Genomic DNA, 25329 nt, shown 5'->3' with positions numbered 1-25329 from the left:
CGCTCCCCGATGTCCCCGGCACCCCGGAATGCGTCCTGGCCCCCGCGGTGCCCGTCCCGCCGGTGTGGATCGGCGGCTTCGCCACCGCGGCGCTGCGCCGCACGGTGCGGTACGGCACCGGCTGGCTCGGCGCCCTGCGGACCCCGGACGCGTTCCGCGCCACCGGCGACCGGCTCCGGGAACTGGCGGCCGAGGAGAAGCGTCCCGCGCCCCGGCTGGCCACCATGATCCACGGCGCGATCGCCCCGCGCGGCGCCACGGACGGCCTGCACGACCGCTACGCCGCCACGCTCGCCGCGTCCTACGGCATGGACCACGACACCGCCCGCACCCTGGCCGTCACCGGCGACCCCGAGCAGGTCGCCGAGCAGCTCACGGCCTTCGTCCGGGCCGGCGCCGAGAGCCTGGTGTTCACCACTCCTGTGCCGGACTGGCACCGCTGCGCCGACCTGCTCGGCGAGGCCCGGCAGCTGGTCCTGCGCGAGCTCTCCTGACCCCCTCCCGCAGGCGTCCCCCAGCGCCTGCCGTGTCCTGCCGGTGGCCCCCCGGCCCGGCGGACGCGCCCCGGAAGGCAGGCCGGCGCCCCCGTCCGGCCTGCCTTCCGGCGCGTGAGCCCCCTACGGTGGGACTGTTCCGTGCCACAGCGCTGTTGTGCAGCACAGCACCTTTGTGCACCACAGCGATGAACGATTTACGTGAAGATCCTGCCTGAGGAGTAGGGACGTGGCTTTGCCAAGCCATTACCCTTGAGGCCAAGGCCGCGCAGGGCGGCCATGGAGGAGTGAGATGAGGAGCAGCAACCCGGTCTTCTCGCGACGGGGGTTCAGCCGAAACGGCTACGCCGGCTTCAATGCGCCGCCGCAGGCCGGGACCGCCGCCAACCCTTACGCGGAGACGAACCCGTACGCCGGACAGGCCCCCCACGCGGGCGCGAACCCGTACGCGGGCAACCCGTACGCCCAGGGCCAGCAGGACGTCACCCAGGCCCCGCCGTACGTCCCGCAGACCCGCCCGATGACCATGGACGACGTCGTCGTCCGTACGGGCCTCACGCTCGGCACCGTCGTCGCCGGCGCCGCCGTGGCGTGGATCATGGACCTCTCCCTGGGTCTGGCCATCGGCGCCGCGCTCATCGCGATGGTGCTCGGCCTGGTCCAGGCGTTCAAGCGCAAGCCGTCGCCGCCGCTGATCCTGGCGTACGCCGCCTTCGAGGGCCTCTTCCTCGGCGCGATCAGCAACGCGATCAACCAGTGGGTGGCCCCAGGGGCACCCATGCAGGCGGTACTGGGCACCATGGCGGTCTTCGTCGTGATGCTCGTCGCCTACAAGACCCGCATCGTGCGGGTGAACGCACGCTTCACCCGCTTCGTGATCATCGCCGCCATGGGCTTCCTGCTGCTGCAGGTGGTCAACCTGATGTTCATGGCGTTCGGCGGCGGTGACGGCCTCGGCTTCCGCAGCGGCGGCCTGGGCATCGTCTTCGGCGTGGTCGGCGTGCTGCTCGGCGCGCTCTTCCTCGCCCTGGACTTCAAGCAGGTCGAGGACGGCATCGCCTACGGCGCGCCGCGCGAGGAGTCCTGGCTCGCGGCCTTCGGCCTCACCATGACCCTGGTGTGGATCTACCTGGAGATGCTGCGGCTGGTCGCCATCTTGAACGGCGACGATTAGTACCGCCCGCGTCCGGTGCCGTGAGGTGCCGGACCCGGCGAAGGGCCCGCGGGAGGCTTGCCTCCCGCGGGCCCTTCGGGTTTCCGGCGCGGTCCGGTCACGGGACCGGACCCCGCGCGGTAACCGTCCGCTAGAACTTCCGGGCCGCGCGCCGCAGGTCGTACTCGTGCACGATCGCCTTGGCGTGGCCATAGGCGAGATTGTGCTCGCCGCGGAGCCAGCTGACCTTCTCCTCGAAGCGGAAGAGAGCGGGGCCTTCATCGACGGTGCGAAGCCAGTCGGAGACTTCACGGCCTGTGCAGTGGGGGATACGGGAGAGCAGGTTCCGGTGGGTCTCTTCGGAGAAGACTTGGGACATCGGCGCCTCCGGACGCGTTCGATGCTGGTCCTTCAGCACACCGTGCCTGAGCGTTCGGGCGTTGGCAACCACCCGGGAGTGGCGCATAGGCTCACGGCGTGCTTGACGTGATGCCTTTGCAGACCGCTGTTGACACCCTCGCCGACCGGCTCAGGGCGCTGCCGCAGAGCGCCCTCGCGCGCGGCGCGGCGGCCGAAGGACTGGCTCTCGCCAGGGAGTTCGCGCACCGCGCGCAGCGCCTGGAGGAGCCCGGAACGGAGCCGCGCGAGCTGCCGGACGCCGGGATGTTCGCGGTCGGTGACCAAGTGGCGGTGGCCGGTCATGATTTGGCGTACGCCCTGCGGGACGCGGAAACGGCCCGTGCCGAGGATGTGGCACAGGCCGTGGAAGAAGTACGGCGGACCGCTGCGCGCTGCTGAGCGGTCCTGGACCGGGCGGGTACTGGGCCCGGTCCGAAAGGAAGCCCCGAGGTCTCTCGCCCCGGAGTCGGGGGCTCGCGCCTCAGAGGGAAGCGATGACCCGGTCGGCGAGGACGTAGACGCTGTCGTCGCGGCCCTCGCCCCAGGCGAAGGTCAGCGCGTACGCGCCGGCGACGCCCGAGCCGCCGAGCAGCACGGTGGTGTGGCCCTCGCGGAGCGCCTCGGCGACCCGCTCGGCCGTCTCGCGGTGGCCCGGCGTCATGCAGACGGTCGTGCCGTCGGCGAAGACATAGACGTCGAGGGTGCCCAGCGGGCCCGGCCGGACGTCGGCCAGCGGCGTGCGGTCCTCGGCCAGCTCCTCCAGGCGCGCCACGGTGCGCTCGTGGTCGCCGATGGCGGGGGAGGGCGAGAAGTCGGGGTGCGAGGGGTGGCGCCGGCGGGCGGCGGCCAGCTCGGCGGACTCGGTGTCGTCGACGGCCCCTTCGGTCGGGGCGTCCACCGGCTCGAGGTCCACCTCGTCCATGCCGAACAGCGGCTCGGAGCCCAGTACGTCCGGGTCCAGGCCCGCGAAGTCGGCCTGCCGCGGCAGGTAGAAGCGGTCGAAACCGTCACCGGGCGCGGTGTCGTCACCCGGCGCGGGGTGGCCCGGCAGCAGCGACGAGGGCGAGTCGGCGTCTCTGGCCTCCTGCGCGGCCCAGAAGGCACGCGCCTCGGCGAGCTCCCGCTCCCGCTCCTCGGCCAGCGCGTCGGCCACCGCGGCACGTATGTCGTCCAGCGGGGTCTCGGCGGCGGGTGCCGGGCGGGCGGCGGGAATGGCGGCGAGGGCCGCTGCGCCGTCCTCACGGGCGGTGCTGAGTTCGGCCCGCAGTCCGGCGACCTCGCGGCGCAGGGTGCGAGCGGTGTGCAGGGAGGCTGCTCCCAGCGCCACGGCGATGGCCGCGGCCGGCAGCAGTGCATAAGCGATGGCGGTCACTGACGTACTCCCGGTAGCAGAATGTCCCCCGGAGAACTTCCTACATCAGCCTGCGGGAGGTCGGCGACCGTTTGCAGTGCACTATGTCCCGGATTGCAGGGGGCATTGAGCCTCATACGCTCGGGTGACCCCCGCTCGACCTGGGGAAATGCGACTCCCCCAGGGCGTTGGTCACAATCCTGGGGGAGTCGGTACAACGATCTTGTCACGCGGTGACGTGGGTCACCGGTTCTCGCTGTACGTAACGCAGTTGATACGCAGGGTCCCGAAAAACCTCAGGTCAGCGTGGTCTTGGCTCAGCTCAGCCGCTCGATGACCATCGCCATGCCCTGGCCGCCGCCGACGCACATGGTCTCCAGGCCGAACTGCTTGTCGTGCCACTGCAGGGAGTTGATCAGCGTGCCGGTGATACGGGCGCCGGTCATGCCGAAGGGGTGGCCGACCGCGATCGCGCCGCCGTTGACGTTCAGCTTGTCCAGGTCGATGCCCAGGTCCCGGTAGGACGGGATGACCTGCGCGGCGAACGCCTCGTTGATCTCGACCAGGTCGATGTCGCCGATGGACAGGCCCGCGCGCCGCAGCGCCTGCTTCGACGCCTCGACCGGGCCCAGGCCCATGATCTCGGGGGAGAGGCCGGAGACGCCGGTGGAGACGATGCGGGCCAGCGGGGTCAGGCCCAGCTCGCGCGCCTTGGTGTCGGACATGATCACGAGCGCGGCCGCGCCGTCGTTGAGCGGGCAGCAGTTGCCCGCGGTGACCAGCCCGTCGGGGCGGAAGACGGGCTTGAGGCCCTGCACGCCCTCCAGGGTGACGCCCGCGCGCGGGCCGTCGTCCTTCGAGACGACCGTGCCGTCGGGGAGGGTGACCGGGGTGATCTCCCGCTCCCAGAAGCCGTTCTTGATGGCCTGCTCGGCGAGGTTCTGGGACCGCACGCCGAACTCGTCCATGTCCTGGCGGGTGACGCCCTTGACGCGCGCGAGGTTCTCCGCGGTCTGGCCCATGGCGATGTACGGGTCGGGGACCAGGCCGTCCTCGCGCGGGTCGTGCCAGGTCGAGCCCTCGGTCTGCGCGACCGCCTCGGTGCGGGCCTCGGCCTCCGCGAAGAGCGGGTTGTGGGTGTCGGGCAGGCTGTCGGAGTTGCCCTTGGCGAAGCGGGAGACGGTCTCCACGCCGGCCGAGATGAAGACGTCGCCCTCGCCCGCCTTGATGGCGTGCAGCGCCATCCGCGAGGTCTGCAGCGACGAGGAGCAGTACCGGGTGATCGTGCAGCCGGGGAGGTGGTCCATGCCCATCTGCACGGCCACGATGCGGCCCAGGTTGTTGCCCTGCTCGCCACCGGGCAGGCCGCAGCCGAGCATCAGGTCGTCGATGTCCTTCGGGTCCAGCTCGGGGACCTTGGCCAGCGCGGCCTTGATGATCTCGGCGGTCAGGTCGTCCGGGCGCAGGTCCTTCAGCGAGCCCTTGAAGGCGCGGCCGATCGGGGAGCGGGTGGCAGAGACGATCACGGCTTCGGGCATCACGCGGCTCCAGACGAGAAGAAGACTGAGGACTGTGAGGGAAGCTACCTGCACGTACAGCGAAGGTCACGGTTCCTGCGCTGTGATGCGGGCCTCTTTTCTAAGCGGCTGCTTACCTCCGTACTGAGCGGATGCTCACCCATCAGGCCGGTGCCGCGCAAGGGGGCGGCGCCCCGCCGCCCGCTACGGCGCCCGCTCCTCGGCCTCCGCCGTCGGCTCCTCGGCCTCCTGTGCCGCGATCCGCTGCCGCCTGCGGTGCTTGAGCAGCGCCCACGGCGCCCGGCTGCCCGCGACCTCGGTGCCGCCCTCGGACGCCGCCTGTGCCGCCGCCTCCTCGACCGGCAGGAAGCCCTCGCGCCGCGCCGGCTCCGGGCGCTCCTCCTCTTCCGGCCACAGGCCGAGCGCCGCGCACAGCGTGGGCAGCACGGCCATCGCCGCGGTCGCGTATCCCTCGGCGGAGGGGTGGTAATTGTCCGAACTGAACAGCTCCCGCGGGTTCGCCTCGAACTCCGGGCCGAGCAGGTCGCCCAGCGACACCGTCCGCCCGCCGTGCTCCACCACTCCGATGGTCTGCGCCGCCGCCAACTGCCGGCTCAGCCGCCGGGCCACCCAGCGCAGCGGCTGGTACACCGGTTCGATCGTGCCGAGGTCGGGGCAGGTGCCCACCACCACCTCGCAGCCCGCTTCGCGCAGCCGGGCCACCGCCTCGGACAGCATGCGGACGGAGTGGGCGAGCGGCATCCGGTGCGTGACGTCGTTCGCGCCGATCATGATGACGCAGACGTCCGGCGCCGGGCCGTCCGCCAGCAGCAGCGTCACCTGGCGCTCCAGGTCGTCGGACTGGGCGCCGGGCAGCGCGACATTGCGCAGGTCGACCGGGCGCTCGGCGATCGCGGCGAGCCCCGAGGCCAGCAGCGCTCCGGGCGTCTGGCGGGCCCGTGTGACGCCCTGCCCGGCGGCCGTGGAGTCGCCGAGGAAGCCAAGCCGCAGCGGGGTCCGGTCGGTGCGATACCAGAACGTGGCGCCGTAGCGGCCGTCGGCGGGCGGTGGCAGCTCGGTGGCGCCGCCGACCGTACGGCGGGCGAGCCGCACCTCGGTCAGCAGCAGGCCCACCGCGGCGACGCCGAGCAGCCCGACGCCTCCGCTGCCGACCGCCGCGGCCGTCGCGATCCGGCGTGCCACCCTCGCCCTGGACATGGTCATCGGCATCGGCCGGGCACCTCCCCGCAGTGCGTACACGGGGCGTGCGAAGGGAGTGAATCCCGGCGCGCGCTCCGCGGACTCGCGAAACTCGTGACAAGAACGTCTTGCCCCGCAGGGCCTTCGCCGCAACGCGCCTGCCCTGTGGGGGTGAGCGCAATAGGCTGGCCGGACGGGCGCAGGACAGCGCGCCCCCTACCGCGGAGACCACCGTGCAGGTTTATGAATCCATGATTGAGCTGGTCGGCAACACCCCGCTCGTGCGGCTCAAAAGTGTGACCGAAGGAATCCGGGCCACCGTCCTGGCCAAGGTCGAGTACTTCAACCCGGGCGGGTCCGTGAAGGACCGGATCGCGGTGCGCATGATCGAGGCCGCCGAGCGGTCCGGCGCACTGAAACCGGGCGGCACGATCGTGGAGCCGACCTCGGGGAACACCGGCGTCGGCCTGGCGATCGTGGCCCAGCAGAAGGGCTACAAGTGCATCTTCGTCTGCCCCGACAAGGTGTCGACGGACAAGATCAATGTGCTCCGGGCCTATGGCGCCGAGGTCGTGGTCTGCCCCACGGCCGTCGACCCCGACCACCCGCAGTCGTACTACAACGTCTCCGACCGGCTGGTACGCGAGACGCCCGGCGCCTGGAAGCCGGACCAGTACAGCAATCCGGACAACCCGCGGTCGCACTACGAGTCCACGGGACCCGAAGTGTGGGAGCAGACCGACGGCCGAATCACGCATTTCGTGGCGGGCGTGGGCACCGGCGGCACCATCAGCGGGACCGGGCGGTACTTGAAGGACGTCAGTGACGGCAAGGTCAAGGTCATCGGCGCCGACCCGGAGGGCTCGGTCTACAGCGGCGGCTCCGGGCGCCCGTATCTGATCGAGGGCGTCGGCGAGGACTTCTGGCCCACCGCCTACGACAGCACCGTCGCCGACGAGATCATCGCGGTCTCCGACAAGGACGCCTTCCAGATGACCCGGCGGCTCGCCAAGGAGGAGGGCCTGCTGGTCGGCGGCTCCTGCGGGATGGCCGTGGTGGGCGCGCTGAAGGCCGCCGAGGGGCTCGGCGAGGACGACGTGGTGGTGGTCCTGCTGCCGGACAGCGGCCGCGGCTACCTCTCGAAGATCTTCAACGACGACTGGATGAACGACTACGGCTTCCTGGAGACCGGGGGCACCGACCGGGTCGCCGATGTCATGCACAACAAGCACGGCGGCATCCCCGAACTGGTGCACATGCACCCCGAGGAGACCGTCGGCGAGGCCATCGAGGTGCTGCGTGAGTACGGCGTTTCCCAGATGCCGATCGTGAAGCCGGGCGCCGGGCACCCCGACGTGATGGCCGCCGAGGTCATCGGCTCGGTGGTGGAACGCGAGCTGCTGGACGCGCTGTTCACCCAGACCGCCTCGCTCGGCGACCCGCTGGAGAAGCACATGTCCGCGCCGCTGCCGCAGGTCGGCGCGGGCGAGCCGGTCGCCGACCTGATGGCCGTACTGGAGAACGCCGACGCCGCGATCGTGCTCGTCGAGGGCAAGCCGACCGGGGTCGTCAGCCGGCAGGACCTGCTGGCCTTCCTGGCCGGTGGCGCGCGGAGCGCGCAGTAGGACCGAGCCGGTCAACTCCCCGTCGACGCAAGGTGTACGTATGTGTCACGCGGAGGCAGCACGGACTTAACACGGGTCGGGCAGATTAGTCCGTGCGGCGACAAGGACTTCGGAGCGGCTCCCGGACTCCAGGTCGCCAGGACGCGTCCGACCGGCCCTGACCCGGTCCGCGTCCTTCGCGGGGACCGCCGTCGTCCCGCCCCTGGCGCTTGCGCGCCGGGGTGCGGCGGTCCCCGCGCCGTTTCCTCCCGGGGGTGGCCGATTCAGCGCCGTTTTAGTCGGCGTGCGTCGTTTCCCGCGGCACCGTTGTGGCTGGGCGCCCAGTTCCCCGGGCCCCTTCACTGCCTCCGGCAGTGAGCCAGTACAAGGCGGCCGGGACGGCCAGGCCCACCAGCCACGAAACGTCGGCGCCGCCCAAGGGGGCCACCAAGGGGCCCGTGTAGAAGTGGGTTACCAGGAACGGGAGCTGGGTCAGGACGCCGATGGTGTAGATGGCGAGGGCCTTGGCGTTCCAGGCGCCGTAGCGGCCGGCGGGGTCGTGGAGGGCGTCCAGGTCGTAGCGTTCCTTGGAGATCAGGTAGTAGTCGACCAGGTTGATCGCGGACCAGGGCGTGAAGAACGTCAGCAGGAAGAGCAGGAAGTCCTTGAAGGCGGTCAGGAACGAGTCCTTGCCGAGGAGGGACACCGCCGTGCCGACGACCATGATCCCGGCGAAGTAGAGGCTGCGGCCGCGCGGCGAGAGCGTGCGCTGCCCGCGGAAGCCGCTGATGCTCGTCACCATCGACATGAAACTGCCGTAGGTGTTCAGGACGTTGATCGTCAGCTTGCCGAGGGCGATGACGAAGTAGAGCGCTGCGGCCAGCAGGCCCGTGCCGCCCAGCCCGACGATGTACGAGACCTCGTGGCCGACGAAGGCCGCGGGCGCCGCGGCCGCGGCCAGCGCGCCGAAGGTCATCGACCACTGCGAGCCGAGCACCGAGCCGGAGAGCGTCCACCAGAAGGTCGCGCGGGCTGAGGTGTCGCGGGGCAGGTAGCGCGAGTAGTCCGCGACGTACGGGCCGAAGGCCAGCTGCCAGGACGCGGAGAGCGAGACGGCCAGCAGGAAGACCGGGAAGTCGAAGCTGCGGTCGTGCAGCAGGAGGGCCAGGTCGGTCCGCTCCAGCAGGCGCACGCCGAGGTAGACGAAGGCCACCGCGCAGACGAGCCCGGCGATCCGGCCGAGCGCGTGGATCAGGCGGTAGCCGACGGCCGCGGCGAAGGCGGTGATCGCGCCGAAGGCGATGATGCCGGTGGTGTCGCCGAGGTGGGTCAGATGGCCGACCGCCTGCCCGGCGAGCACGGTGCCGCTGGCGAAGAAGCCGATGTACATGATGATGACCAGGGCCAGCGGCACGACCGCGCCGCGCACCCCGAACTGGGCCCGCGAGGAGATCATCTGCGGCAGGCCGAGCCGCGGCCCCTGTGCCGAGTGCAGGGCCATCACCGCGCCGCCCAGCAGGTTGCCGAGCAGCAGGCCGATCACCGACCAGAAGGCGTTCGCGCCGAACACGACGGCGAGCGCACCGGTGACCACCGCGGTGATCTGGAGGTTGGCGCCCAGCCAGAGCGTGAACTGACTGAAGGCGGTGCCGTGCCGTTCGGAGTCCGGTACGACGTCGATCGAGCGTTGTTCCACCACGCCTGCCATGGGCCGTCCCTCTCTCGCTGAATGGGCCCATGCAGCATCAAGTGCGAGTGAATGAAAATGCAATAGGCTGAGCGTAAATCCCTGGTTACGGCTCCGGCCCGGGCAGGTCACGCCGGGGGATTACGTAGAGTCGGGCAGCACACGCCCGGGACCGGACCGAGAGGACACGATGAGCGGGGACAACGGGGGCGAGGGCGCCACCGAGGCGACCGCCGGTGCGGCGGCGCGGCTGCAGAAGCTCTTCGAAGGGCACCGGCTCACGCCGACCCAGCGCCGGATCGCGCACTGCATGGTGCGCCGGGCCGCCGACGCGCCCTTCCTCTCCAGCGTCGAGCTGGCCGAGCTGGCCGGCGTCAGCCAGCCCTCGGTGACCCGCTTCGCGGTCGCCCTCGGCTTCGACGGCTATCCGGCGCTCCGCCGCCACCTGCGGGACGTGGCCCCGGAGCGCGCCGCGGCGGCCCAAGACTCGCTCAACGAGTACCAGCAGGCCGTACAGGAGGAGATCGGCAACCTCCAGGAGCTGTCGGCGGCGCTCGCCGACCCCGCGCCGATAGAGGAGGCGGCCCGCCTGTTCGCGGCCTCCCCGGTGCTGCCGGTGCTCGGCCTGCGCGCCGCGATGGGTCAGGCCGCGGGCTTCGCGTACTTCGCGAGCAAGGTCCACCCGGATGTGCGGCTGCTGGACGAGGGCGGCTCGATGCTCGCCGACCGGATCGACGGGGCGGTGCGCGCGGGCGCGAGCGTCCTGCTCTGCTTCGCGCTGCCGCGCCACCCCCGCGAGGTGATCGAGGCGCTGGCGTACGCCCGCTCCGCCGGGCTGACCGTCGTCACCGTGGCCGACAGCGCGTTCGCTCCGGTCGCCCGCCACACCGACCTTATGCTGCCCGCGGCGGTCGGCACCGGCCTGGCCTTCGACACGGTCTGCGCCCCCATGCTCCTCGGCCGCGTCCTGCTGGAGGCCATGTGCGACGCGCTGCCCGACGCCCAGGCCAGCCTGGAGGCGTTCGACGCGCGGGCGGCGGCCCGCGGCCTGTTCGCGGAGTGACCCCGGCCGGAACCCGGACAGCGGCGCCGCACCCGGTGAGGTACGGCGCCGCTGTCCGGGGAGGTCCGTTTCGGGTCCCGCGGGTTCACACGTCCAGCTGGCTCTCGACCCGCCGCAGCTGGTGCCGGGCCATCGCCAGGTTCGAGCGTTCCTTGTCCAGCGCCAGGTAGAGAAAGAGGCCGTTGTTCCCCCGGCCCTTGAGCAGCCGGATCAGGTGGTACTGCGTGCCGAGCGTGATGAGGATGTCCTCGATCTCGTCCTTCAGGCCGAGCTGCTCCATCGTGCGCACTTTCGCGCGGACCACGTCGGTGTTGCCCGCTGAGGCCACCGACAGGTCGAGGTCCTTGCTGCCGCCGATGGTGCCCAGGGCCATGCCGCTGGAGTAGTCGACGAGGGCGACGCCGAGCACGCCCTCGATGGAGGTCATCGCTTCTTTGAGTGCGGTATCGGTGTTGGCCATGGCAGGCACACTTCCTTTTCGTCGGGTGGGTTTTCGGGGTGGTGGGGTGGCGGTCATGGTCAGCTGCTCTCCAGTCGTTCCAGGGCGCCGTCGACCACCTCGCCGATGCGCGCACCGGACCTGCGGGCCTCCAGATGGAGCCGGCCCACATTGATGCGCGGTTCGGCGAGCAGCGTGAGGACGGCCGACGAACCCGCCGCATAGATCGCGACGTAGCCGTCCGCGCCGCGTATCAGCAGTTCCCGGAAGTCCCCCTGGGCGGTCGCCTCGGTCAGCCGCAGGGCGACTCCCAGCGCCGCGGCGGTGAGCGCGGCGACGCTCTCCGCCTCGGTCTTGGAAGCGTCCTGGGCCAGGACGAGGCCGTCGGTGCTTGCTGCGAGTGCACCGGTCAGCTGCGGCAGCCGGGCCCGCAGTCCGGTCAGTTCACCGAGCACATCGGCTTCCGCCGTCATCAGTTTTCTCCTCTCGGCGCGCTGCCTCAGGGCGCGCCTCATGACGGCGAACGGACGGCCCAAGGGTTCGTGCGGTGCGTCACAGGGTTTCCTCCAGAGCGTCGCGGAGCCGGCGTAACAGGGCGGTGTCCGGGGCGGCGTAGTCCTTCACGGCCCAGGGAGGGGGGCGGGGCGCCGGGGACGCTGCCGGGGCGGCAGGGGTCTCCACCAGTCCGCGCGCGGCCAGCCGCCGGACGTCGATCAGGGTGTGGAAGGCCGGACGGCCCAGCGCCCGGGCGATGTCTTCGGGCGTGCGGACCCCGTCGGCGAGGTCCAGCACACCCTGCTGCCGCCGGGTGAGCCCCCGGCCGGCGGTCGGGGCGCGGGGGACCACGGGGGCGCTGTCGACGTCGGGGTACGGCCAGATGGCGGCCAGCAGCGCCCGGCGGCGCGACGCCTCGCGGGTCACGGCCGCCGCGGACACGGACCGCACCGGGCCGATCCAGTGCGAGACGCCGTAGCGGAAGCGGGTCGGCCCGCTCCCCGGCGCCAGGGCGAAGAAGGCGGCGTCGAACAGCGCGCCCAGGTGGCAGATCTCCAGTTCGCCGCCGGCCAGCCGGCCGCTGTCGATCAGGAAGCGCCCCACTTCATTGCGGGCGCCGGCCTGTTCGACCGCTTCCTCCCAGCCCGCCCTCGGCAGCCGCCCGCCGGCCGTCAGCAGGACGTCGATGCCGGGTGCCGCGGGGCTCTCGGCGTGCACGACCTGGCCGTCGGCGAGGTAGAGCACGCCGTGGTCGCGGACGAGCACGCCGGTGGCCCGCTCGTCCGCCAGCCGTACGAGCATCGGGGAGAGGGCCGCCTTCATCCGAGCACCAGCCGTTCGGCGATGCTCTGCAGGCGGATGCGGGCGAGCGCGAGGTTGCCCGTGTCGCGGTCCAGCCACAGATGGAGGAAGACGCTGCTGTCGAAGGTCGTCTCGACGAACCGGATGAGGTGGAAGCCGGTGCGGGTGGTGACGATCAGATCCTGGACGGGCGGTTCCTTGTCCGGACGGTCCGACCCGGCCGGCGCGAACGCGGCGTACTCGGTGGCCATCCGGGCCAGTTCGGCCGTCTCGACCGCGGTGGTCTCATGGTCGGCTCCGGACGGTTCCCCGATGGTGCCGAGGGCGAGTCCGCTGATCCAGTCCACGACGGCGGCCCCCCGGGCACCCGGCAGCTCCATGACGTGGAGCAGGCATTTGTCGATCCCGGGCACGCGGACTCCTCTCCCCGCCACGACGTGCGGCCACAGCTGTGAAGCTGTGGCCGTGAGGATATGAACCGTGCCGGGTGAAGCGGGGAGAATGGGCGCTTTCCATCGGGTTATGCCGCAGGACGACAGAGTGCGCCACGGTGCGACCGGTGCATGTCATCGAATGATTGAACGGTCTACCGAACCCGTGCACCCAGCCGGGCGCGACCTGTCCACGGCCTGGGGATCAGCCTTCGCCCCGCACTTTCAGCACGACCTTGTTCACGGCCCACAGCGCCACGCCGATGGCCAGCAGGACGCCGGCCCGGATGTAGACCTCGGCCGGGCGGTCGGCCAGCGGGCTGGCGAGGATCAGGGCGCTGAGCGCGCCCAGTACCGGCAGCACCGTCGGCGTACGGAAGTGCCGGTGGGCGACGCGGTCCTTGCGCAGCACCAGTACCGCGATGTTGACCACCGCGAAGACGCAGAGCAGCAGGAACGCCGTGGTGTCGCCGAGCCCTTCGATCTCGCCCGTGGAGACCAGGCCGATGGCCAGCAGCGAGACGAAGACGATGCCGGTGACGGGGGTGCGCCGCTTCGCGAGCACCCGGCCCATCGCCCTGGGCAGGATGCGCTCGTTGGCCATGCCGTAGCAGAGCCGTGAGGCCATCATGATGTTGATCAACGCCGAGTTGGTGACGGCGAAGAGGGCGATCAGGGCGAAGAGCTTCGGCGGGAAGTCCAGGCCGCCGGCCTTGACCACCTCCAGCAGCGGCCCGCTGGACTTCTCCAGCGTGCGGTGGTCCACCAGCAGCGACGAGACCAGCGCGACCAGGACGTAGACGGTGCCCGTGACGCCCACGCCGATGAAGATCGCGCGCGGGAAGGTGCGGACCGGGTCCCGGGTCTCCTCGGCCATGTTCACCGAGTCCTCGAAGCCGACGAAGGCGAAGAAGCCCAGCGCGGTGGCGCCCAGTACGCCGGTGAGCAGGGCGTATCCGCCGCTGCCCGACGCCTCGAACTCGGTCAGCCGCCCCGGCTCGCCGTCCCCGGTGAGGATCGCGTACGCCCCGATCGCGAGGATCACCAGCAGCCCGGTCACCTCGACCAGCGTCAGTACGACGTTCGCCTTCACCGACTCCGAGACGCCGCGCAGGTTGAGCGCCGCGAGCGCGAGGACGAAGAGGATCGCGACGGCGGTCGGCGGCACCGCGTCGGTGAACTCGGCGAGGTAGTCGCCGCCGAACGCGCGGGCCGCCGCGCTCGCCGAGGACAGCCCCGAGCACATCACCATGAAGGCGACGATGAAGGTCAGGAAGGGAACCTTGAACGCCTTCTGCGTGTACAGCGCGGCGCCGGCCGCCCTGGGGTACTTGCCGACCAGCTCCACGTACGAGGCCGCGGTCAGGATCGCCACGAAGAAGCCGATCACGAACGGCAGCCAGAGCGCGCCGCCGACCTTGCCCGCGACCTTGCCGGTGGTGGCGTAGATCCCGGTGCCGAGGATGTCGCCGATCACGAAGAGGATCAGCAGTCTGGGACCGATGGCGCGCTTGAGGCCCGTCTCCTCGGGCGGTGCGGTGGAGCCCGGATCGGTGGTGTCCGTCATCAGGTACCTCCCCCGAGAGTTGATGTGGGGGAGGTAGTGCCCGCCCCCGCCGTCCCGAAGCGGAAGTTGAGCAAGTTCAGAGCTGGGTGAGGCCGTCCCGCTCCGCGCCGCCGCCGGCCTCCGCGACGATCTCCTCCAGCGTCTGAGCCCGGCGGACCGTGGCGAAGCCGACCGAGCCGTCCGCGCCCTCGGCGAAGCCGTGCACGGCCGGCCTGGCCAGGCTGTTGTAGGCGTAGTGGTGGGCGAAGTAGTACGCGCCGGTGTCCAGCACCGCCACGTAGTCGCCCTGCGCCAGCGGCGGCAGCGTGCGGTTCTCGGCGAGCAGGTCGCCGGCGAAGCAGGCCGGGCCCGCCACGTCCTGCGCCAGCTCCCCGCCGCTCTTCGGCAGCCCCTTGGCGTCGAACGCGGCGATCCGCAGCGGCCAGGCGGCGGGCGCGTAGACGGTACGCGTGGCGACCTGCACGCCCGCGTGGGTGACCGCGATCGGCCGGCCCCCGGAGTTCTTGGCGTACTCCACCCGCGCGAGCACCGTGCCGTGCTTGGCCAGCAGCGACCGGCCGAACTCGGTGACCAGGCCGTACCGCCCGTCCAGCAGCCCCGGCACCTGCTCCTTCAGGGCCCGCGCATACGCCGCGTGGGTGGGGTCGTCGGCGTCGGAGGCGAAATTGACCGGCAGGCCGCCGCCGATGTCGATCGTGTCGATCTGCTGCCGCCCCACCGCCTCGTTGATCTCCTCGGCCAGCCCGTACACCGCCCGTATGCCCTGCGCCATCAGCTCCAGCGGCACGCCCTGCGAGCCGGAGTGGGTGTGCAGCCGGGTCAGCCAGGGGCGTGCGCGGTAGGCGTCGATCACCCACTGCCGGGCCCCCTCGTCACGCAGCGCGACGCCGAACTTCGATGTCGCGGTCGCCGTGGACAGCGCCTCGATGCTGCCCCCGCCGACCTGCGCGTTCACCCGCAGCCCGAGGGGTGACCGGGTGGGCGCCGAGGAGACCAGCGCGTCGATACGGGCCAGCTCCTGCGGGTTGTCGGCGTTGACCGCGATGCCCAGCGCGAGCGCCTCGCGCAGCTCGGCGGGGGTCTTGGCGGGCGAGTCCAGGACCGTGTGCGCGGGATGTACCCCCGCAGCTCTGGCCAGGGCCAGCTCGCCGGGGCTCGCGACCTCGGCCCCGATGCCCGCCTCGTGCAGCAGTCGCAGCACGGGGACCAGCGGGGCCGCCTTGACGGCGAAGGCGTGCAGCACCGGCGCGTCGGTGACCGCCGCGAACGCGGCCCGCAGCGCCTCGGCGCCCGCCCGGATGCCTGCCACGTCCAGCAGCCCGATGATCGGGGTGTCGGGCCCGACCAGCCCCTGCGCCACCGCCGCCGCGACCGCCCGCTCGCGCCGCGCGGTCCGCTCCGTACCGCTGTAGTCCGTAGTGCTGTCGTCCGTGCCGCTGTCGTCCGTACCACTGTCGGTGAAGCCCGTAAAGGTCATGACTTCACTCCACCACCTGACGGGCGGCTCCGCCATGGCGCCATTGACTAGCCATATTCACTCGATACAAGATGTGAATATATCGATCCAGTGCCGTGGGGTGCTGGGCACCGCCGAGGCAGGAGGCAGCGCATGTCAGGACCGCGACCCGTGCGAGCATCGCGTGGTACGGAACTGAGCGCCCAGGGCTGGCAGCAGGAGGCCGCCCTGCGGATGCTCCAGAACAATCTGGACCCGGAGGTGGCCGAGCACCCGGACAAGCTGGTCGTCTACGGCGGTACCGGCAAGGCGGCCCGTGACTGGCGCTCGTTCGATGCGATGCAGCGCACGCTGCGCACGCTGAAGCAGGACGAGACGATGCTGGTGCAGTCGGGTCGTCCGGTGGGTGTCATGCAGACGCACGAGTGGGCCCCGCGCGTCCTGATCGCCAACTCGAACCTGGTGGGGGACTGGGCGAACTGGGAGGAGTTCCGGCGGCTGGAGCAGCTGGGGCTGACCATGTACGGGCAGATGACGGCCGGTTCGTGGATCTACATCGGCACCCAGGGGATCCTGCAGGGCACGTATGAGACCTTCGCGGCGGTGGCGGCGAAGAAGTTCGGCGGCACGCTCGCTGGGACGATCACCCTGACCGCGGGTCTGGGCGGGATGGGTGGCGCGCAGCCGCTCGCCGTCACCATGAACGACGGTGTCGCGATCTGTATCGACTGCGACCCGCGGGCGATCGAGCGGCGGATCGAGCACCGGTACCTGGATGTCCGCGCCGACAACCTGGCGCATGCCCTGCAGCTGGCCACCGAGGCCCGTGACCAGCGCAAGCCGCTCTCCATCGGCCTGCTGGGCAATGCGGCGGAGCTGCTGCCGCAGATGCTGGCCGAGGGCGCGCCCATCGACATCGTCACCGACCAGACCTCTGCCCACGACCCGCTGTCCTACCTGCCCATCGGCGTGGCGTTCGAGGACATGGCGGACGCGGCGGCCAAGGACCCGGCCGGGTTCACGCAGCGCTCCCGCGAGTCCATGGCCCGCCACGTCGAGGCCATGGTCGGCTTCATGGATGCCGGCGCTGAGGTCTTCGACTACGGCAACTCCATCCGCGGCGAGGCCCAGCTCGCCGGGTACGACCGGGCCTTTGCCTTCCCCGGCTTCGTGCCCGCCTACATCCGCCCCCTCTTCTGCGAGGGCAAGGGCCCCTTCCGCTGGGCGGCGCTGTCGGGTGAGGCGTCGGACATTCACAAGACCGACAAGGCGATCCTCGACCTGTTCCCGGAGAACGAGTCGCTGCATCGCTGGATCAAGATGGCCGGTGAGCGGGTCCACTTCCAGGGCCTGCCGGCCCGGATCTGCTGGCTGGGTTACGGCGAGCGGGACAAGGCGGGCGAGCGCTTCAACGACATGGTGGCCTCCGGTGAGCTCCAGGCCCCGCTGGCCATCGGCCGCGACCACCTGGACTGCGGCTCGGTCGCCTCCCCGTACCGCGAGACCGAGGCGATGCTGGACGGCTCGGATGCCATCGCGGACTGGCCGCTGCTGAACGCCATGGTCAACGTCGCCTCCGGCGCCTCCTGGGTCTCGCTCCACCACGGTGGCGGCGTCGGCATGGGCCGCTCCATCCACGCCGGCCAGGTCTCCGTCGCCGACGGCACGAAGCTGGCGGGCGAGAAGATCCGCCGCGTCCTGACCAACGACCCCGGCATGGGTGTCATCCGGCACGTCGACGCCGGATACGACATCGCCGAATCGGTCGCGGCCGAGCGCGGCGTCCGCGTCCCGATGCGCGAAGGCGGCGACCAGTGAGTACTTCGTTCCTCGAAATGTGGCGGGACCTGCTCCCCATCGGCCAGGACGCCGACAGCCGGGGCTACCGCCGCTACGCCTGGACCGGCGCGGACGCCGACTGCCGGGCCTGGTTCCGGGGACAGGCCGAGGCCCGCGGGCTGACGTACGAGGTGGACCGGAACGGCAACCAGTGGGCCTGGCTCGGCGACCCGGCCGCCGGGGACGCCGTCGTCACCGGGTCGCACCTGGACTCCGTGCCGGACGGCGGTGCCTTCGACGGGCCGCTCGGCGTGGTGTCCTCCTTCGCTGCGCTGGACGAACTCCGCGGGAGGGGAGTGGAGTTCACCCGCCCGCTGGCGATCACCAACTTCGGTGACGAGGAGGGCGCCCGCTTCGGGCTGGCCTGCGTCGGGTCGCGGCTCGCCGCCGGGCAGCTGACCGTCGAGAAGGCGCACCGGTTGACGGACGCCGACGGCATCACGCTCCCGCAGGCCATGGAGCGGGCCGGGTACGACCCGGAGGCGATCGGCGCCGACGACGAGCGGCTTGCCCGTATCGGCGCGTTCGTCGAGCTGCATGTCGAGCAGGGCCGGGCGCTGGACCTGTCCGGTGACCCGGTGGGTGTCGCGTCCGCGATCTGGCCGCACGGCCGCTGGCGGTTCGACTTCCGGGGCGAGGCCAACCACGCCGGTACGACGCGCCTCGAAGACCGCCGGGATCCGATGCTCACGTACGCGCAGACCGTGCTCGCCGCGCGCGAGTACGCCGCGCGGCACGGCGCGCTGGCCACCTTCGGGAAGGTCGGCGTCGAGCCCAACGGCGTCAACGCCATCCCGTCCCTGGTCCGCGGCTGGCTGGACTCGCGCGCCGCCGACCAGGAGACGCTGGACGCGGTGGTCGGCGGGATCGAGCGCGCCGCGGCCGAACGGGGCCGGACCGACCGGGTGGACGTCCACGTCACCCGGGAGTCCTTCACGCCGGTCGTGGAGTTCGCGCACGACCTGCGGGACCGGCTCGCCAAGACGCTCGGCGGCGTACCCGTGCTGCCGACGGGGGCGGGACACGATGCGGGTATTTTGTCCGCCACTGTCCCGACCGCCATGCTGTTCGTACGCAACCCCACCGGCGTCTCGCACTCGCCCGCCGAGCACGCAGCGGAGGACGACTGCGTCGCGGGGGTCCGCGCACTCGCCGATGTACTGGAGGGTTTGGCGTGCAACTGACGCCGACGACGTACTGGCTGGAGCACGCCTGGCTCGACACGAATGTCGAGCCGGGAGTGGTCGTGGAGACCGGGGACGGGCGGATCACCGCCGTCCGCACCGGAGTCGGAGCCCCGCCGCCCGGGGCCGAAATACTGCGCGGGCTGACGCTTCCGGGTCTCGCCAACGCGCACTCGCACGCCTTCCACCGCGCGCTGCGCGGCACCGTGCAGGTGGGCAGCGGGACGTTCTGGACCTGGCGCGAGGTCATGTACGCGACCGCCGCGCAGCTCACGCCGGACAGTTACCACGCGCTGGCCCGCGCCGTGTACGCGGAGATGGCGCTCGCCGGGATCACCTGCGTCGGCGAGTTCCACTATCTGCACCACGCGCCCGGCGGCGGCCGTTACGCCGACCCGAACGCGATGGGCGAGGCGCTGATCGCCGCCGCCGGCGAGGCGGGCATCCGCATCACGCTGTTGGACACCGCGTACCTGTCCTCGGGCTTCGGCGAGCCGCCCAACCGGCAGCAGCTGCGCTTCAGTGACGGCGACGCGCAGGGCTGGGCCGAGCGTGCCGGGCAGCTCAAGGAGGGCCGCGCGCACGCCCGTATCGGCGCCGCCGTGCACTCCGTACGGGCCGTACCCGCGGATCAGCTCGGTACGGTCGCGCAGTGGGCACAGGACCGCGAGGCCCCGCTGCACGTCCATCTCTCCGAGCAGACCGCCGAGAACGACGCCTGCCAGGCCGCGCACGGCTGCACGCCGACCCGGCTGCTCGCCGACCACGGCGTGCTCGGGCCGCGTACGACGGCCGTGCACGCCACCCACCTCACCGGCGAGGACATCCGACTGCTCGGCGGGAGCGGCACCGGCGTGTGCATGTGCCCCACCACCGAGCGGGACCTCGCCGACGGCATCGGCCCGGCCACCACCGTGCAGGAGGCGGGCTCCCCGCTCTCGCTCGGCAGCGACAGCCACGCCGTCATCGACCTGTTCGAAGAGGCGCGGGGGATGGAGCTGAACGAACGGCTGCGCACCCGCACGCGGGGCCACTGGACCGCCGCCGCGCTGCTGCGCGCCGCGTCCGCCGACGGCCATCAGGCGCTCGGCTGGCAGGACGCCGGCGTGCTGCGCACCGGCGCGCTCGCCGACTTCACCACGATCGCCCTGGACAGCGTCCGTACGGCCGGGCCGCTGCCCCGGCTGGGCGCCGAGACGGCCGTCTTCGCGGCCAGCAACGCCGACGTGCGCCACACCGTCGTCGGCGGCCGTCAGGTCGTACGGGACGGCGCGCACACCCTCGTCCCCGACGTCCCCGCCGCGCTGGCCGCCGCGATCGACGACCTGCGCGCCTGAACACGCGGGCCCCGTGTCCCTCTGGGATGCGGGGCCCGCGTGCGTACAGGAGCACCCACCTCCGAGAGGAACCGGAACCCAGCATGTCCACCGCCATCACGCACATCGGCAGCCTGGTCACCAACGACCCGGCGCTCGGCGCCGGCCCGATCGGCCTCATCGAGGACGCAGCCGTCGTCATCGAGGGCGACCGCGTCGCCTGGGTGGGGCCCAGCGGCCGCGCGCCGGCCGCCGACACCGTCCACGACGCGGGCGGCCGGGCCGCCATCCCCGGCTTCGTCGACTCCCACTCCCACCTGGTCTTCGGCGGCGACCGCACGCAGGAGTTCAACGCCCGGATGTCGGGGCGCGCTTACTCGGCCGGCGGCATCCGTACGACCGTCGCCGCGACCCGGGCCGCCACCGACGAGGAGCTCTCCGCCAACGTCGCGCAGTACATGGCGGAGGCGCTGCGCCAGGGCACCACCACCTTCGAGACCAAGTCCGGCTACGGCCTCACGGTCGAGGACGAGGCCCGCGCGCTGCGCATCGCCGCCTCGCACACCGACGAGGTCACCTACCTCGGCGCGCACATCGTCTCCCCGGACTACGCCGAGGACCCGGCCGGATACGTCGACCTCGTCACCGGGCCGATGCTGGACGCCTGCGCCCCGCACGCCCGCTGGATCGACGTCTTCTGCGAGAAGGGTGCCTTCGACGGCGACCAGGCCCGCGCGATCCTCACCGCGGGCAAGGAGCGCGGCCTGCTGCCCCGCATCCACGCCAACCAGCTCTCCTACGGGCCCGGCGTGCAGCTCGGCGTCGAGCTGGACGCGGCCTCCGCCGACCACTGCACGCACCTCACGGACGCGGACGTGGACGCGCTCGCCCAGGGCAACACCGTGGCGACGCTGCTGCCGGGCGCGGAGTTCTCCACGCGCGCGGAGTGGCCCGATGCCCGCCGTCTGCTGGACGCGGGTGCCACGGTCGCCCTCTCCACGGACTGCAACCCCGGCTCGTCCTTCACGTCCTCGATGCCCTTCTGCATCGCGCTGGCAGTCCGCGACATGAAGATGACCCCCGACGAGGCGATCTGGTCCGCGACGGCGGGCGGCGCGCAGGCCCTGCGCCGCACCGACGTGGGCCGCCTCACTCCCGGCTCCAGGGCCGATCTGGCGCTCCTGGACGCCCCCTCCCACGTCCACCTCGCGTACCGCCCGGGAGTGCCCCTCGTCACAGAGGTGTGGCGAGCGGGCGTACGCGCCGCCTGAGCGGCCCGGGAGCGGCGGCGGGCGGAAATCCCCCGCGGGGCCGCCGTACGCCCCGCAAAAGCCGGCTGAACGGCCCGGAAAAGCGAAAGGGGGCCCGCCCCGAGGTACTCGGGGCCGGCCCTCCTCCGCGCGGCCAGCCGTACAGGACGCCGTGACCGCGGCGGCTCACTCCTCGATCATCAGGCCCTTGCGGAGCCGGACCAAGGTGCGGGACAGCAGGCGGGAGACGTGCATCTGGGAGATGCCCAGCTCCTCGCCGATCTCCGACTGCGTCATGTTCGCGACGAAGCGGAGCGAGAGGATCTTGCGGTCGCGCGGCGGGAGCTCCGCGATCAGCGGCTTCAGGGACTCGACGTACTCGATGCCCTCGAGTCCGTGGTCCTCGTAGCCGATGCGGTCCGCCAGCGCACCTTCGGTGTCGTCCTCCTCCGGCTGGGCGTCCAGCGAGCTCGCGGTGTACGCGTTGCTCGCGGCCATCCCCTCGACGACCTCGTCCTTGCTGATGGACAGGCGTGCGGCCAGCTCGCTCACGGTGGGTGCGCGGTCGAGCTTCTGCGCCAGTTCGTCACCGGCCTTGGCCAGGTCCAGACGCAGCTCCTGAAGGCGCCGCGGAACCCGTACCGACCAGCTGGTGTCACGGAAGAAACGCTTGATCTCGCCGACGATGGTCGGCATGGCGAAGGTGGGGAACTCTACGCCGCGGTCCAGTTCGAAGCGGTCGATCGCCTTTATCAGCCCTATGGTGCCGACCTGGACGATGTCCTCCATCGGCTCGCTGCGGGAGCGGAACCGGGAAGCCGCGAACTTCACCAGGGCGAGGTTGAGCTCTACCAGGGTGTTGCGGACGTATGCGTACTCGTGCGTGCCCTCTTCCAGGGTCTCCAGGCGCCCGAAGAGCGTCTTGGAGAGCGCCCGCGCGTCCACCGGTCCGACCTCGTCGTACGGCGGAATCTCGGGCAGCCCGTCGATCTCCGGCATCCCGGGAAATCCGGTTGCATCGATCGGCAGGTGCTGGGCAGGGATCTGTTCGGACAGGGATGTCGACGACGCGTTGTCCGTGGTCTGGTCGGTGCGCACTTCGTCGAGCCGGGGTGACATGGTGTCCTCCATCGTTCTCGGCATATGGCTGCCGATGCCTGTACGTGAAGCTGCGGTCTGCGGCGCCTCCAAAGCCGGCCGAGTCGAATGTGTTCCTTATACGCCTACCCGGGTTCACCTGAAGATGGCAAGTGCGTGATGTCCGTATTTGTGTTAGTACGCGCACTGTTCGGGTGTCAGCCCGCCCCTCAAAGGCGTAGGCTTCGACGTGCGCAGTCGTAAGCAAATCCAGACGCCGAGACAGCAAGAGGGGTGCGCGCGCATGGACCGTGGGACGGTCGGCAGTGCAAGCCGGGGACGGCTCCACGTCGGGGTCCGCCATCACGGCGCCAGTGCGGTCGTCACCGCGGCGGGTGAGTTGGATCACCACACCGCGGAGTTGTTGCGCGAGTCACTCGACCGTTGTGCGGATGATGGCTATGTGCGACTGGTCGTGGACTGTTCGCAACTGGAGTTCATGGATTCCACGGGGTTGAACGTCCTGCTGGGGGCCCGCCTGAGGGTGGAGGCCGAAGGCGGCGGGGTGCACCTGGCGGCGATGCAGCCGGTGGTGGCCCGGGTCTTCGAGATCACCGGTGCCGACGCGGTCTTCACCGTGCACGACACGGTTGACGCGGCGCTTGTCGTCGGCTGAGCCGGATGCGTGGGGGGCGGCAGTGGCAGACGGTCTCCGGAAGGACCGTTTTCGATCACGTTGGCTCCCTCACAACTTCCGTTTCCAAGAAGTGGGTGTTCTCACGGTCCGGCCGGGCAGGAGACATCTGAATCTTTTTGAACCCGTCAGGTATCCGTCATCCGTGAAAAGGCGAATCGGTGAGGTGAAGCGCTGATGAGCACCACCCGGCCGTACCCGCCGGGCGATCTGGGCCCGGACTCGGGGAACGCCGGCGCCGCCGCCGTCTCCCCGGCCACCGTCCCGGCCGGTCAGGTCCGCAGGCTGCGTCTCGCAGGCGCCCGTGGCGCTGTCGCCCGTGGTCGTGACTTCGCCCGGCAGGCGCTGCACGACTGGGGCTGGCTGCCGGCCGCGGGCGCCGATCAGCGTGCCGCCGCCGAGGACGTCCTGCTCGTCGTCTCCGAGCTGGTCACCAACGCCTGCCTGCATGCCGAGGGCCCGGAGGAGCTGCGGCTGCGCTGCAACGCCAAGGTGCTGCGCCTGGAGGTCACCGACCTGGGCACCGGCTCGCCGGCCCCGCGCACCCCGCACCGCGCCGGCCGCCCCGGCGGCCACGGCATGTTCATCGTGCAGCGGCTCTGCCTGGACTGGGGGGTCGTACGCAACCCCGATGGCACGGGCAAGACCGTGTGGGCGGAGCTGGCCGCTCCGTCGTAGGGAGCAGGCGGTGCCCCAGAACCCGGCAGCCGCCTCCCCGTACCGCTCGAGCCGCCCCGCGGGGCGGCTTTCCTTGTGTGCTCTCTCTTCCTTCTCCAGGGCCCCCGGCGTACCTTGACGCCCAATCTGATGTGCCGTCAGTAACTTCCGGCGGTGCGCTCACCGGGAGAAGGGGAGATCGAGGTGGCCCGCTTCAACGCCCAGCGCAGCCGGCGCCGCACGGGCCCGGCAGGACCGGCGGCGGCCGTGCTGCTCACCGCCGCGGCGTCGGTGCTCTTCGCGGCCCCCGCCGCGCACGCCGAAGTCGTCGACGTCGACTACCAGTGCAAGACCCCGATCGGGAACAAGGGCGCCGTCTCGCCCATCGACATCAAGTCCACCGAATCCGGCGACGGCTACAAGCTCGTGATGTCCTTCCAGAAGGGCGTCTCCTCCAGCCCCGTCGAGCTGGGCAAGGGCGCGATGAAGCCGAGCGCGCTGATCAAGCTCGGCGGCGCGGAGACCGGTGACGTACCGGTGAGCGGCCCGCCCAACGACAAGGCGATCCCCGCCAACACCCCGATCAAGATCAGCGATCTGAGCGGTACGTACACGCCGAAGAAGAGTGGCAAGGTCACCTTCACGGCCTCCACCCTCACCATCAAGGCGCTGGGCACGACCACGACCTGCACACCCAGCAACGATCCGAAGCCGGCGCTCTCCCTTGACGTCAAGGGCACCGGCGGCGGGCCGGCCGCGCCGGGCGGCGAGCTGCCGCAGACCGGGCCCGCCGACGACGCCGTCGCGCTGGGCACGCTCGGCGGCACGGTGCTGCTCGCCGGGGCCGCCGGGACGCTCTGGCTGACGCGCCGTCGGCAGCAGCGGACCTGAGCGCCGGTGTCCTGCCGTCTCCGCGCCGTGGCCGCGGGCGCGGCCGCGCTGACCGCCGCCACGCTGCCGTGCGCACCACCGTCCGCGGCGGCGGACGGCTGGCGCGCGGCGCCCGCGGGAGCGCACGCACGCCCGTACTTCTACCTGGAGGGCGCACCCGGCAGCGTCCTCAACGACCGGCTGGCGCTCAGCAACCCCACAGGCCGCGCGCGGACCTTCACGGTGACCGGGAACCCCGGGCCCGGGGCCGGCGCCTGGATCGTCACCGCGGCGAAGACCGTCGAGGTACCGGCGCGCACCCGTGCGGAGGTGCCGTTCACGGTCACCGTCCCGGCGGGTACGGCACCGGGCGACCACCCCGCCGCACTCCGGGTACGCGATCAGCGCGGGGCCGAGCGCGCCGTACGCGTCCATCTGCGGGTGAGCGGTCCCACGCTGGCCGCCCTCGCCGTCGAGAACGTGTCCGTCGCGGACCGCGGCGGCGCGGCCGTCATCCGGTACGACCTGGCCAACCGCGGCAACACGACACTGGACCCGCGGGTCGCGGTGCGCGCCGACGGGCTGCTCGGCAGCGCCCTGCGCCGCCCGGCGCACCGGCTGCCCGGCGACCTGCCGCCGGGCAGCCGGACCACCCGTACCGAGATCTGGCCGGACCCACCCGCGCTGGACTCCGTGGACGTGCAGGTCACGGCCGCCGCGGCGGGCGGCGCGCACGGCACGGCCCGCGCCACCTACACGGCGGTGCCGTGGGGCGCGGCGGTGTG

At 71.7% G+C, this 25329-nt stretch carries 25 protein-coding genes; 13 read left to right on the top strand and 12 right to left on the bottom strand.

Annotated features, from left to right (window positions below; translation table 11 throughout):
- Positions 1-494: LLM class flavin-dependent oxidoreductase (locus CCS38_RS32245; RefSeq protein WP_223736865.1), on the top strand; the 494-nt coding region annotated here is incomplete at its 5' end.
- A 292-nt stretch (positions 495-786) separates the two neighbouring features.
- Positions 787-1668, top strand: a complete 882-nt coding sequence (locus tag CCS38_RS32240) for a Bax inhibitor-1/YccA family protein (RefSeq protein ID WP_223736864.1) — start codon at positions 787-789, stop codon at positions 1666-1668.
- 130 nt (positions 1669-1798) lie between these two features.
- Here CCS38_RS32240 and CCS38_RS32235 read toward each other — a convergent pair whose 3' ends face one another.
- A complete protein-coding gene (locus CCS38_RS32235; RefSeq protein ID WP_031067161.1) occupies positions 1799-2026 on the bottom strand; it encodes a DUF4287 domain-containing protein in 228 nt (75 codons plus the stop codon).
- Positions 2027-2124: 98 nt separating this feature from the next.
- On the opposite strand from CCS38_RS32235, the gene CCS38_RS32230 reads away from it, so the two are divergent.
- Positions 2125-2445 (top strand): hypothetical protein, encoded by a 321-nt coding sequence (locus tag CCS38_RS32230; protein WP_223736863.1) that lies wholly within the window; start codon positions 2125-2127, stop codon positions 2443-2445.
- An 82-nt stretch (positions 2446-2527) separates the two neighbouring features.
- Here the strand turns inward: CCS38_RS32230 and CCS38_RS32225 are convergent, their stop codons facing one another.
- The 3 genes from CCS38_RS32225 to CCS38_RS32215 all read right to left on the bottom strand — a co-directional run bounded on the left by CCS38_RS32225 (position 2528) and on the right by CCS38_RS32215 (position 6138).
- The gene (locus CCS38_RS32225) at positions 2528-3418 is read right to left on the bottom strand and encodes a hypothetical protein (protein WP_223736862.1); all 891 of its coding nucleotides are present in this window, start codon (positions 3416-3418) and stop codon (positions 2528-2530) included.
- 296 nt (positions 3419-3714) lie between these two features.
- Positions 3715-4935 carry an acetyl-CoA C-acetyltransferase gene (locus tag CCS38_RS32220; RefSeq protein ID WP_223736861.1) on the bottom strand — a complete coding sequence of 407 codons (1221 nt, stop codon included), beginning with the start codon at positions 4933-4935 and terminating at the stop codon, positions 3715-3717.
- Between the two features lie 183 nt (positions 4936-5118).
- On the bottom strand, positions 5119-6138 hold the full coding sequence (locus CCS38_RS32215; protein WP_223736868.1) for an SGNH/GDSL hydrolase family protein: 1020 nt from the start codon (positions 6136-6138) through the stop codon (positions 5119-5121).
- 209 nt (positions 6139-6347) lie between these two features.
- Between CCS38_RS32215 and CCS38_RS32210 the strand changes: the two genes are divergently transcribed.
- Positions 6348-7739: a cystathionine beta-synthase gene (locus CCS38_RS32210; RefSeq protein ID WP_223736860.1), complete on the top strand. Its 1392-nt coding sequence runs from the start codon at positions 6348-6350 to the stop codon at positions 7737-7739.
- A gap of 274 nt (positions 7740-8013) precedes the next feature.
- Here CCS38_RS32210 and CCS38_RS32205 read toward each other — a convergent pair whose 3' ends face one another.
- The gene (locus tag CCS38_RS32205; protein WP_223736859.1) at positions 8014-9426 is read right to left on the bottom strand and encodes a purine-cytosine permease family protein; all 1413 of its coding nucleotides are present in this window, start codon (positions 9424-9426) and stop codon (positions 8014-8016) included.
- 169 nt (positions 9427-9595) lie between these two features.
- Here CCS38_RS32205 and CCS38_RS32200 point away from each other — a divergent pair, with 169 nt between their 5' ends.
- Positions 9596-10468, top strand: coding sequence for a MurR/RpiR family transcriptional regulator (locus CCS38_RS32200; RefSeq protein WP_223736858.1), 873 nt, complete (start codon positions 9596-9598; stop codon positions 10466-10468).
- A gap of 85 nt (positions 10469-10553) precedes the next feature.
- Here the strand turns inward: CCS38_RS32200 and CCS38_RS32195 are convergent, their stop codons facing one another.
- The 6 genes from CCS38_RS32195 to CCS38_RS32170 form a co-directional block, all read right to left on the bottom strand.
- On the bottom strand, positions 10554-10928 hold the full coding sequence (locus CCS38_RS32195; RefSeq protein ID WP_223736857.1) for a hypothetical protein: 375 nt from the start codon (positions 10926-10928) through the stop codon (positions 10554-10556).
- 59 nt (positions 10929-10987) lie between these two features.
- On the bottom strand, positions 10988-11422 hold the full coding sequence (locus tag CCS38_RS32190) for a roadblock/LC7 domain-containing protein (protein ID WP_223736856.1): 435 nt from the start codon (positions 11420-11422) through the stop codon (positions 10988-10990).
- Between the two features lie 37 nt (positions 11423-11459).
- Positions 11460-12224: a transcriptional regulator gene (locus tag CCS38_RS32185; protein WP_223736855.1), complete on the bottom strand. Its 765-nt coding sequence runs from the start codon at positions 12222-12224 to the stop codon at positions 11460-11462.
- Positions 12221-12616: a roadblock/LC7 domain-containing protein gene (locus tag CCS38_RS32180; RefSeq protein ID WP_223736854.1), complete on the bottom strand. Its 396-nt coding sequence runs from the start codon at positions 12614-12616 to the stop codon at positions 12221-12223. The genes CCS38_RS32185 and CCS38_RS32180 overlap by 4 nt, the downstream gene beginning before the upstream one ends.
- A 223-nt stretch (positions 12617-12839) precedes the next feature.
- Complete coding sequence (locus tag CCS38_RS32175; RefSeq protein WP_223736853.1) at positions 12840-14201, bottom strand: APC family permease; 1362 nt, start codon at positions 14199-14201, stop codon at positions 12840-12842.
- A 76-nt stretch (positions 14202-14277) separates the two neighbouring features.
- Positions 14278-15678: a type III PLP-dependent enzyme domain-containing protein gene (locus CCS38_RS32170; protein ID WP_223736852.1), complete on the bottom strand. Its 1401-nt coding sequence runs from the start codon at positions 15676-15678 to the stop codon at positions 14278-14280.
- Positions 15679-15810: 132 nt separating this feature from the next.
- Here CCS38_RS32170 and hutU point away from each other — a divergent pair, with 132 nt between their 5' ends.
- From hutU to hutI, 4 genes are read left to right on the top strand one after another with little or no spacing between them, the layout of a single operon-like run.
- On the top strand, positions 15811-17475 hold the full coding sequence (gene hutU / locus CCS38_RS32165) for a urocanate hydratase (protein WP_223736851.1): 1665 nt from the start codon (positions 15811-15813) through the stop codon (positions 17473-17475).
- Positions 17476-17492: 17 nt separating this feature from the next.
- Entirely contained in the window at positions 17493-18680 is a 1188-nt protein-coding gene (locus CCS38_RS32160; RefSeq protein WP_223736867.1) for an allantoate amidohydrolase, read from the top strand.
- The gene (locus tag CCS38_RS32155; protein WP_223736850.1) at positions 18671-20017 is read left to right on the top strand and encodes a formimidoylglutamate deiminase; all 1347 of its coding nucleotides are present in this window, start codon (positions 18671-18673) and stop codon (positions 20015-20017) included. Before CCS38_RS32160 ends, CCS38_RS32155 begins: the two co-directional genes overlap by 10 nt.
- A gap of 26 nt (positions 20018-20043) precedes the next feature.
- Positions 20044-21267 carry an imidazolonepropionase gene (hutI, locus tag CCS38_RS32150; RefSeq protein WP_223736849.1) on the top strand — a complete coding sequence of 408 codons (1224 nt, stop codon included), beginning with the start codon at positions 20044-20046 and terminating at the stop codon, positions 21265-21267.
- A gap of 165 nt (positions 21268-21432) precedes the next feature.
- On the opposite strand, the gene CCS38_RS32145 is transcribed toward hutI, so the two are convergent.
- Positions 21433-22365, bottom strand: a complete 933-nt coding sequence (locus tag CCS38_RS32145; protein ID WP_030265913.1) for an RNA polymerase sigma factor SigF — start codon at positions 22363-22365, stop codon at positions 21433-21435.
- Between the two features lie 262 nt (positions 22366-22627).
- Here CCS38_RS32145 and CCS38_RS32140 point away from each other — a divergent pair, with 262 nt between their 5' ends.
- The 4 genes from CCS38_RS32140 to CCS38_RS32125 form a co-directional block, all read left to right on the top strand.
- Positions 22628-22999 carry an STAS domain-containing protein gene (locus CCS38_RS32140; RefSeq protein ID WP_223736848.1) on the top strand — a complete coding sequence of 124 codons (372 nt, stop codon included), beginning with the start codon at positions 22628-22630 and terminating at the stop codon, positions 22997-22999.
- Between the two features lie 195 nt (positions 23000-23194).
- Positions 23195-23695, top strand: coding sequence for an ATP-binding protein (locus CCS38_RS32135; protein WP_030265918.1), 501 nt, complete (start codon positions 23195-23197; stop codon positions 23693-23695).
- Between the two features lie 183 nt (positions 23696-23878).
- A complete protein-coding gene (locus tag CCS38_RS32130) occupies positions 23879-24565 on the top strand; it encodes an LPXTG cell wall anchor domain-containing protein (protein WP_223736866.1) in 687 nt (228 codons plus the stop codon).
- A gap of 6 nt (positions 24566-24571) precedes the next feature.
- Positions 24572-25329, top strand: a 758-nt coding sequence (locus CCS38_RS32125) for a COG1470 family protein (RefSeq protein ID WP_223736847.1), incomplete at its 3' end; no start/stop codon positions are given.

The organism is Streptomyces purpurogeneiscleroticus (assembly GCF_020024005.1).
GTDB lineage: Bacteria > Actinomycetota > Actinomycetes > Streptomycetales > Streptomycetaceae > Streptomyces > Streptomyces purpurogeneiscleroticus.
The sequence above is the reverse complement of the archived record's forward strand: the minus strand, read 5'-3'. Positions and strand labels throughout refer to the sequence as shown.

Bases quoted from the DNA above. Each gene is read 5' to 3' on its own strand.
- CCS38_RS32240 (WP_223736864.1), top strand. From the start codon at position 787: ATGAGGAGCAGCAACCCGGTCTTCTCGCGACGGGGGTTCAGCCGAAAC.
- CCS38_RS32235 (WP_031067161.1), bottom strand. From the start codon at position 2,026: ATGTCCCAAGTCTTCTCCGAAGAGACCCACCGGAACCTGCTCTCCCGT.
- CCS38_RS32220 (WP_223736861.1), bottom strand. From the start codon at position 4,935: ATGCCCGAAGCCGTGATCGTCTCTGCCACCCGCTCCCCGATCGGCCGC.
- CCS38_RS32215 (WP_223736868.1), bottom strand. From the start codon at position 6,138: ATGACCATGTCCAGGGCGAGGGTGGCACGCCGGATCGCGACGGCCGCG.
- CCS38_RS32205 (WP_223736859.1), bottom strand. From the start codon at position 9,426: ATGGCAGGCGTGGTGGAACAACGCTCGATCGACGTCGTACCGGACTCC.
- CCS38_RS32200 (WP_223736858.1), top strand. From the start codon at position 9,596: ATGAGCGGGGACAACGGGGGCGAGGGCGCCACCGAGGCGACCGCCGGT.
- CCS38_RS32195 (WP_223736857.1), bottom strand. From the start codon at position 10,928: ATGGCCAACACCGATACCGCACTCAAAGAAGCGATGACCTCCATCGAG.
- CCS38_RS32190 (WP_223736856.1), bottom strand. From the start codon at position 11,422: ATGAGGCGCGCCCTGAGGCAGCGCGCCGAGAGGAGAAAACTGATGACG.
- CCS38_RS32185 (WP_223736855.1), bottom strand. From the start codon at position 12,224: ATGAAGGCGGCCCTCTCCCCGATGCTCGTACGGCTGGCGGACGAGCGG.
- CCS38_RS32175 (WP_223736853.1), bottom strand. From the start codon at position 14,201: ATGACGGACACCACCGATCCGGGCTCCACCGCACCGCCCGAGGAGACG.
- CCS38_RS32170 (WP_223736852.1), bottom strand. From the start codon at position 15,678: ATGACCTTTACGGGCTTCACCGACAGTGGTACGGACGACAGCGGCACG.
- hutU (WP_223736851.1), top strand. From the start codon at position 15,811: ATGTCAGGACCGCGACCCGTGCGAGCATCGCGTGGTACGGAACTGAGC.
- CCS38_RS32160 (WP_223736867.1), top strand. From the start codon at position 17,493: ATGTGGCGGGACCTGCTCCCCATCGGCCAGGACGCCGACAGCCGGGGC.
- hutI (WP_223736849.1), top strand. From the start codon at position 20,044: ATGCGGGGCCCGCGTGCGTACAGGAGCACCCACCTCCGAGAGGAACCG.
- CCS38_RS32145 (WP_030265913.1), bottom strand. From the start codon at position 22,365: ATGTCACCCCGGCTCGACGAAGTGCGCACCGACCAGACCACGGACAAC.
- CCS38_RS32140 (WP_223736848.1), top strand. From the start codon at position 22,628: ATGGACCGTGGGACGGTCGGCAGTGCAAGCCGGGGACGGCTCCACGTC.
- CCS38_RS32135 (WP_030265918.1), top strand. From the start codon at position 23,195: ATGAGCACCACCCGGCCGTACCCGCCGGGCGATCTGGGCCCGGACTCG.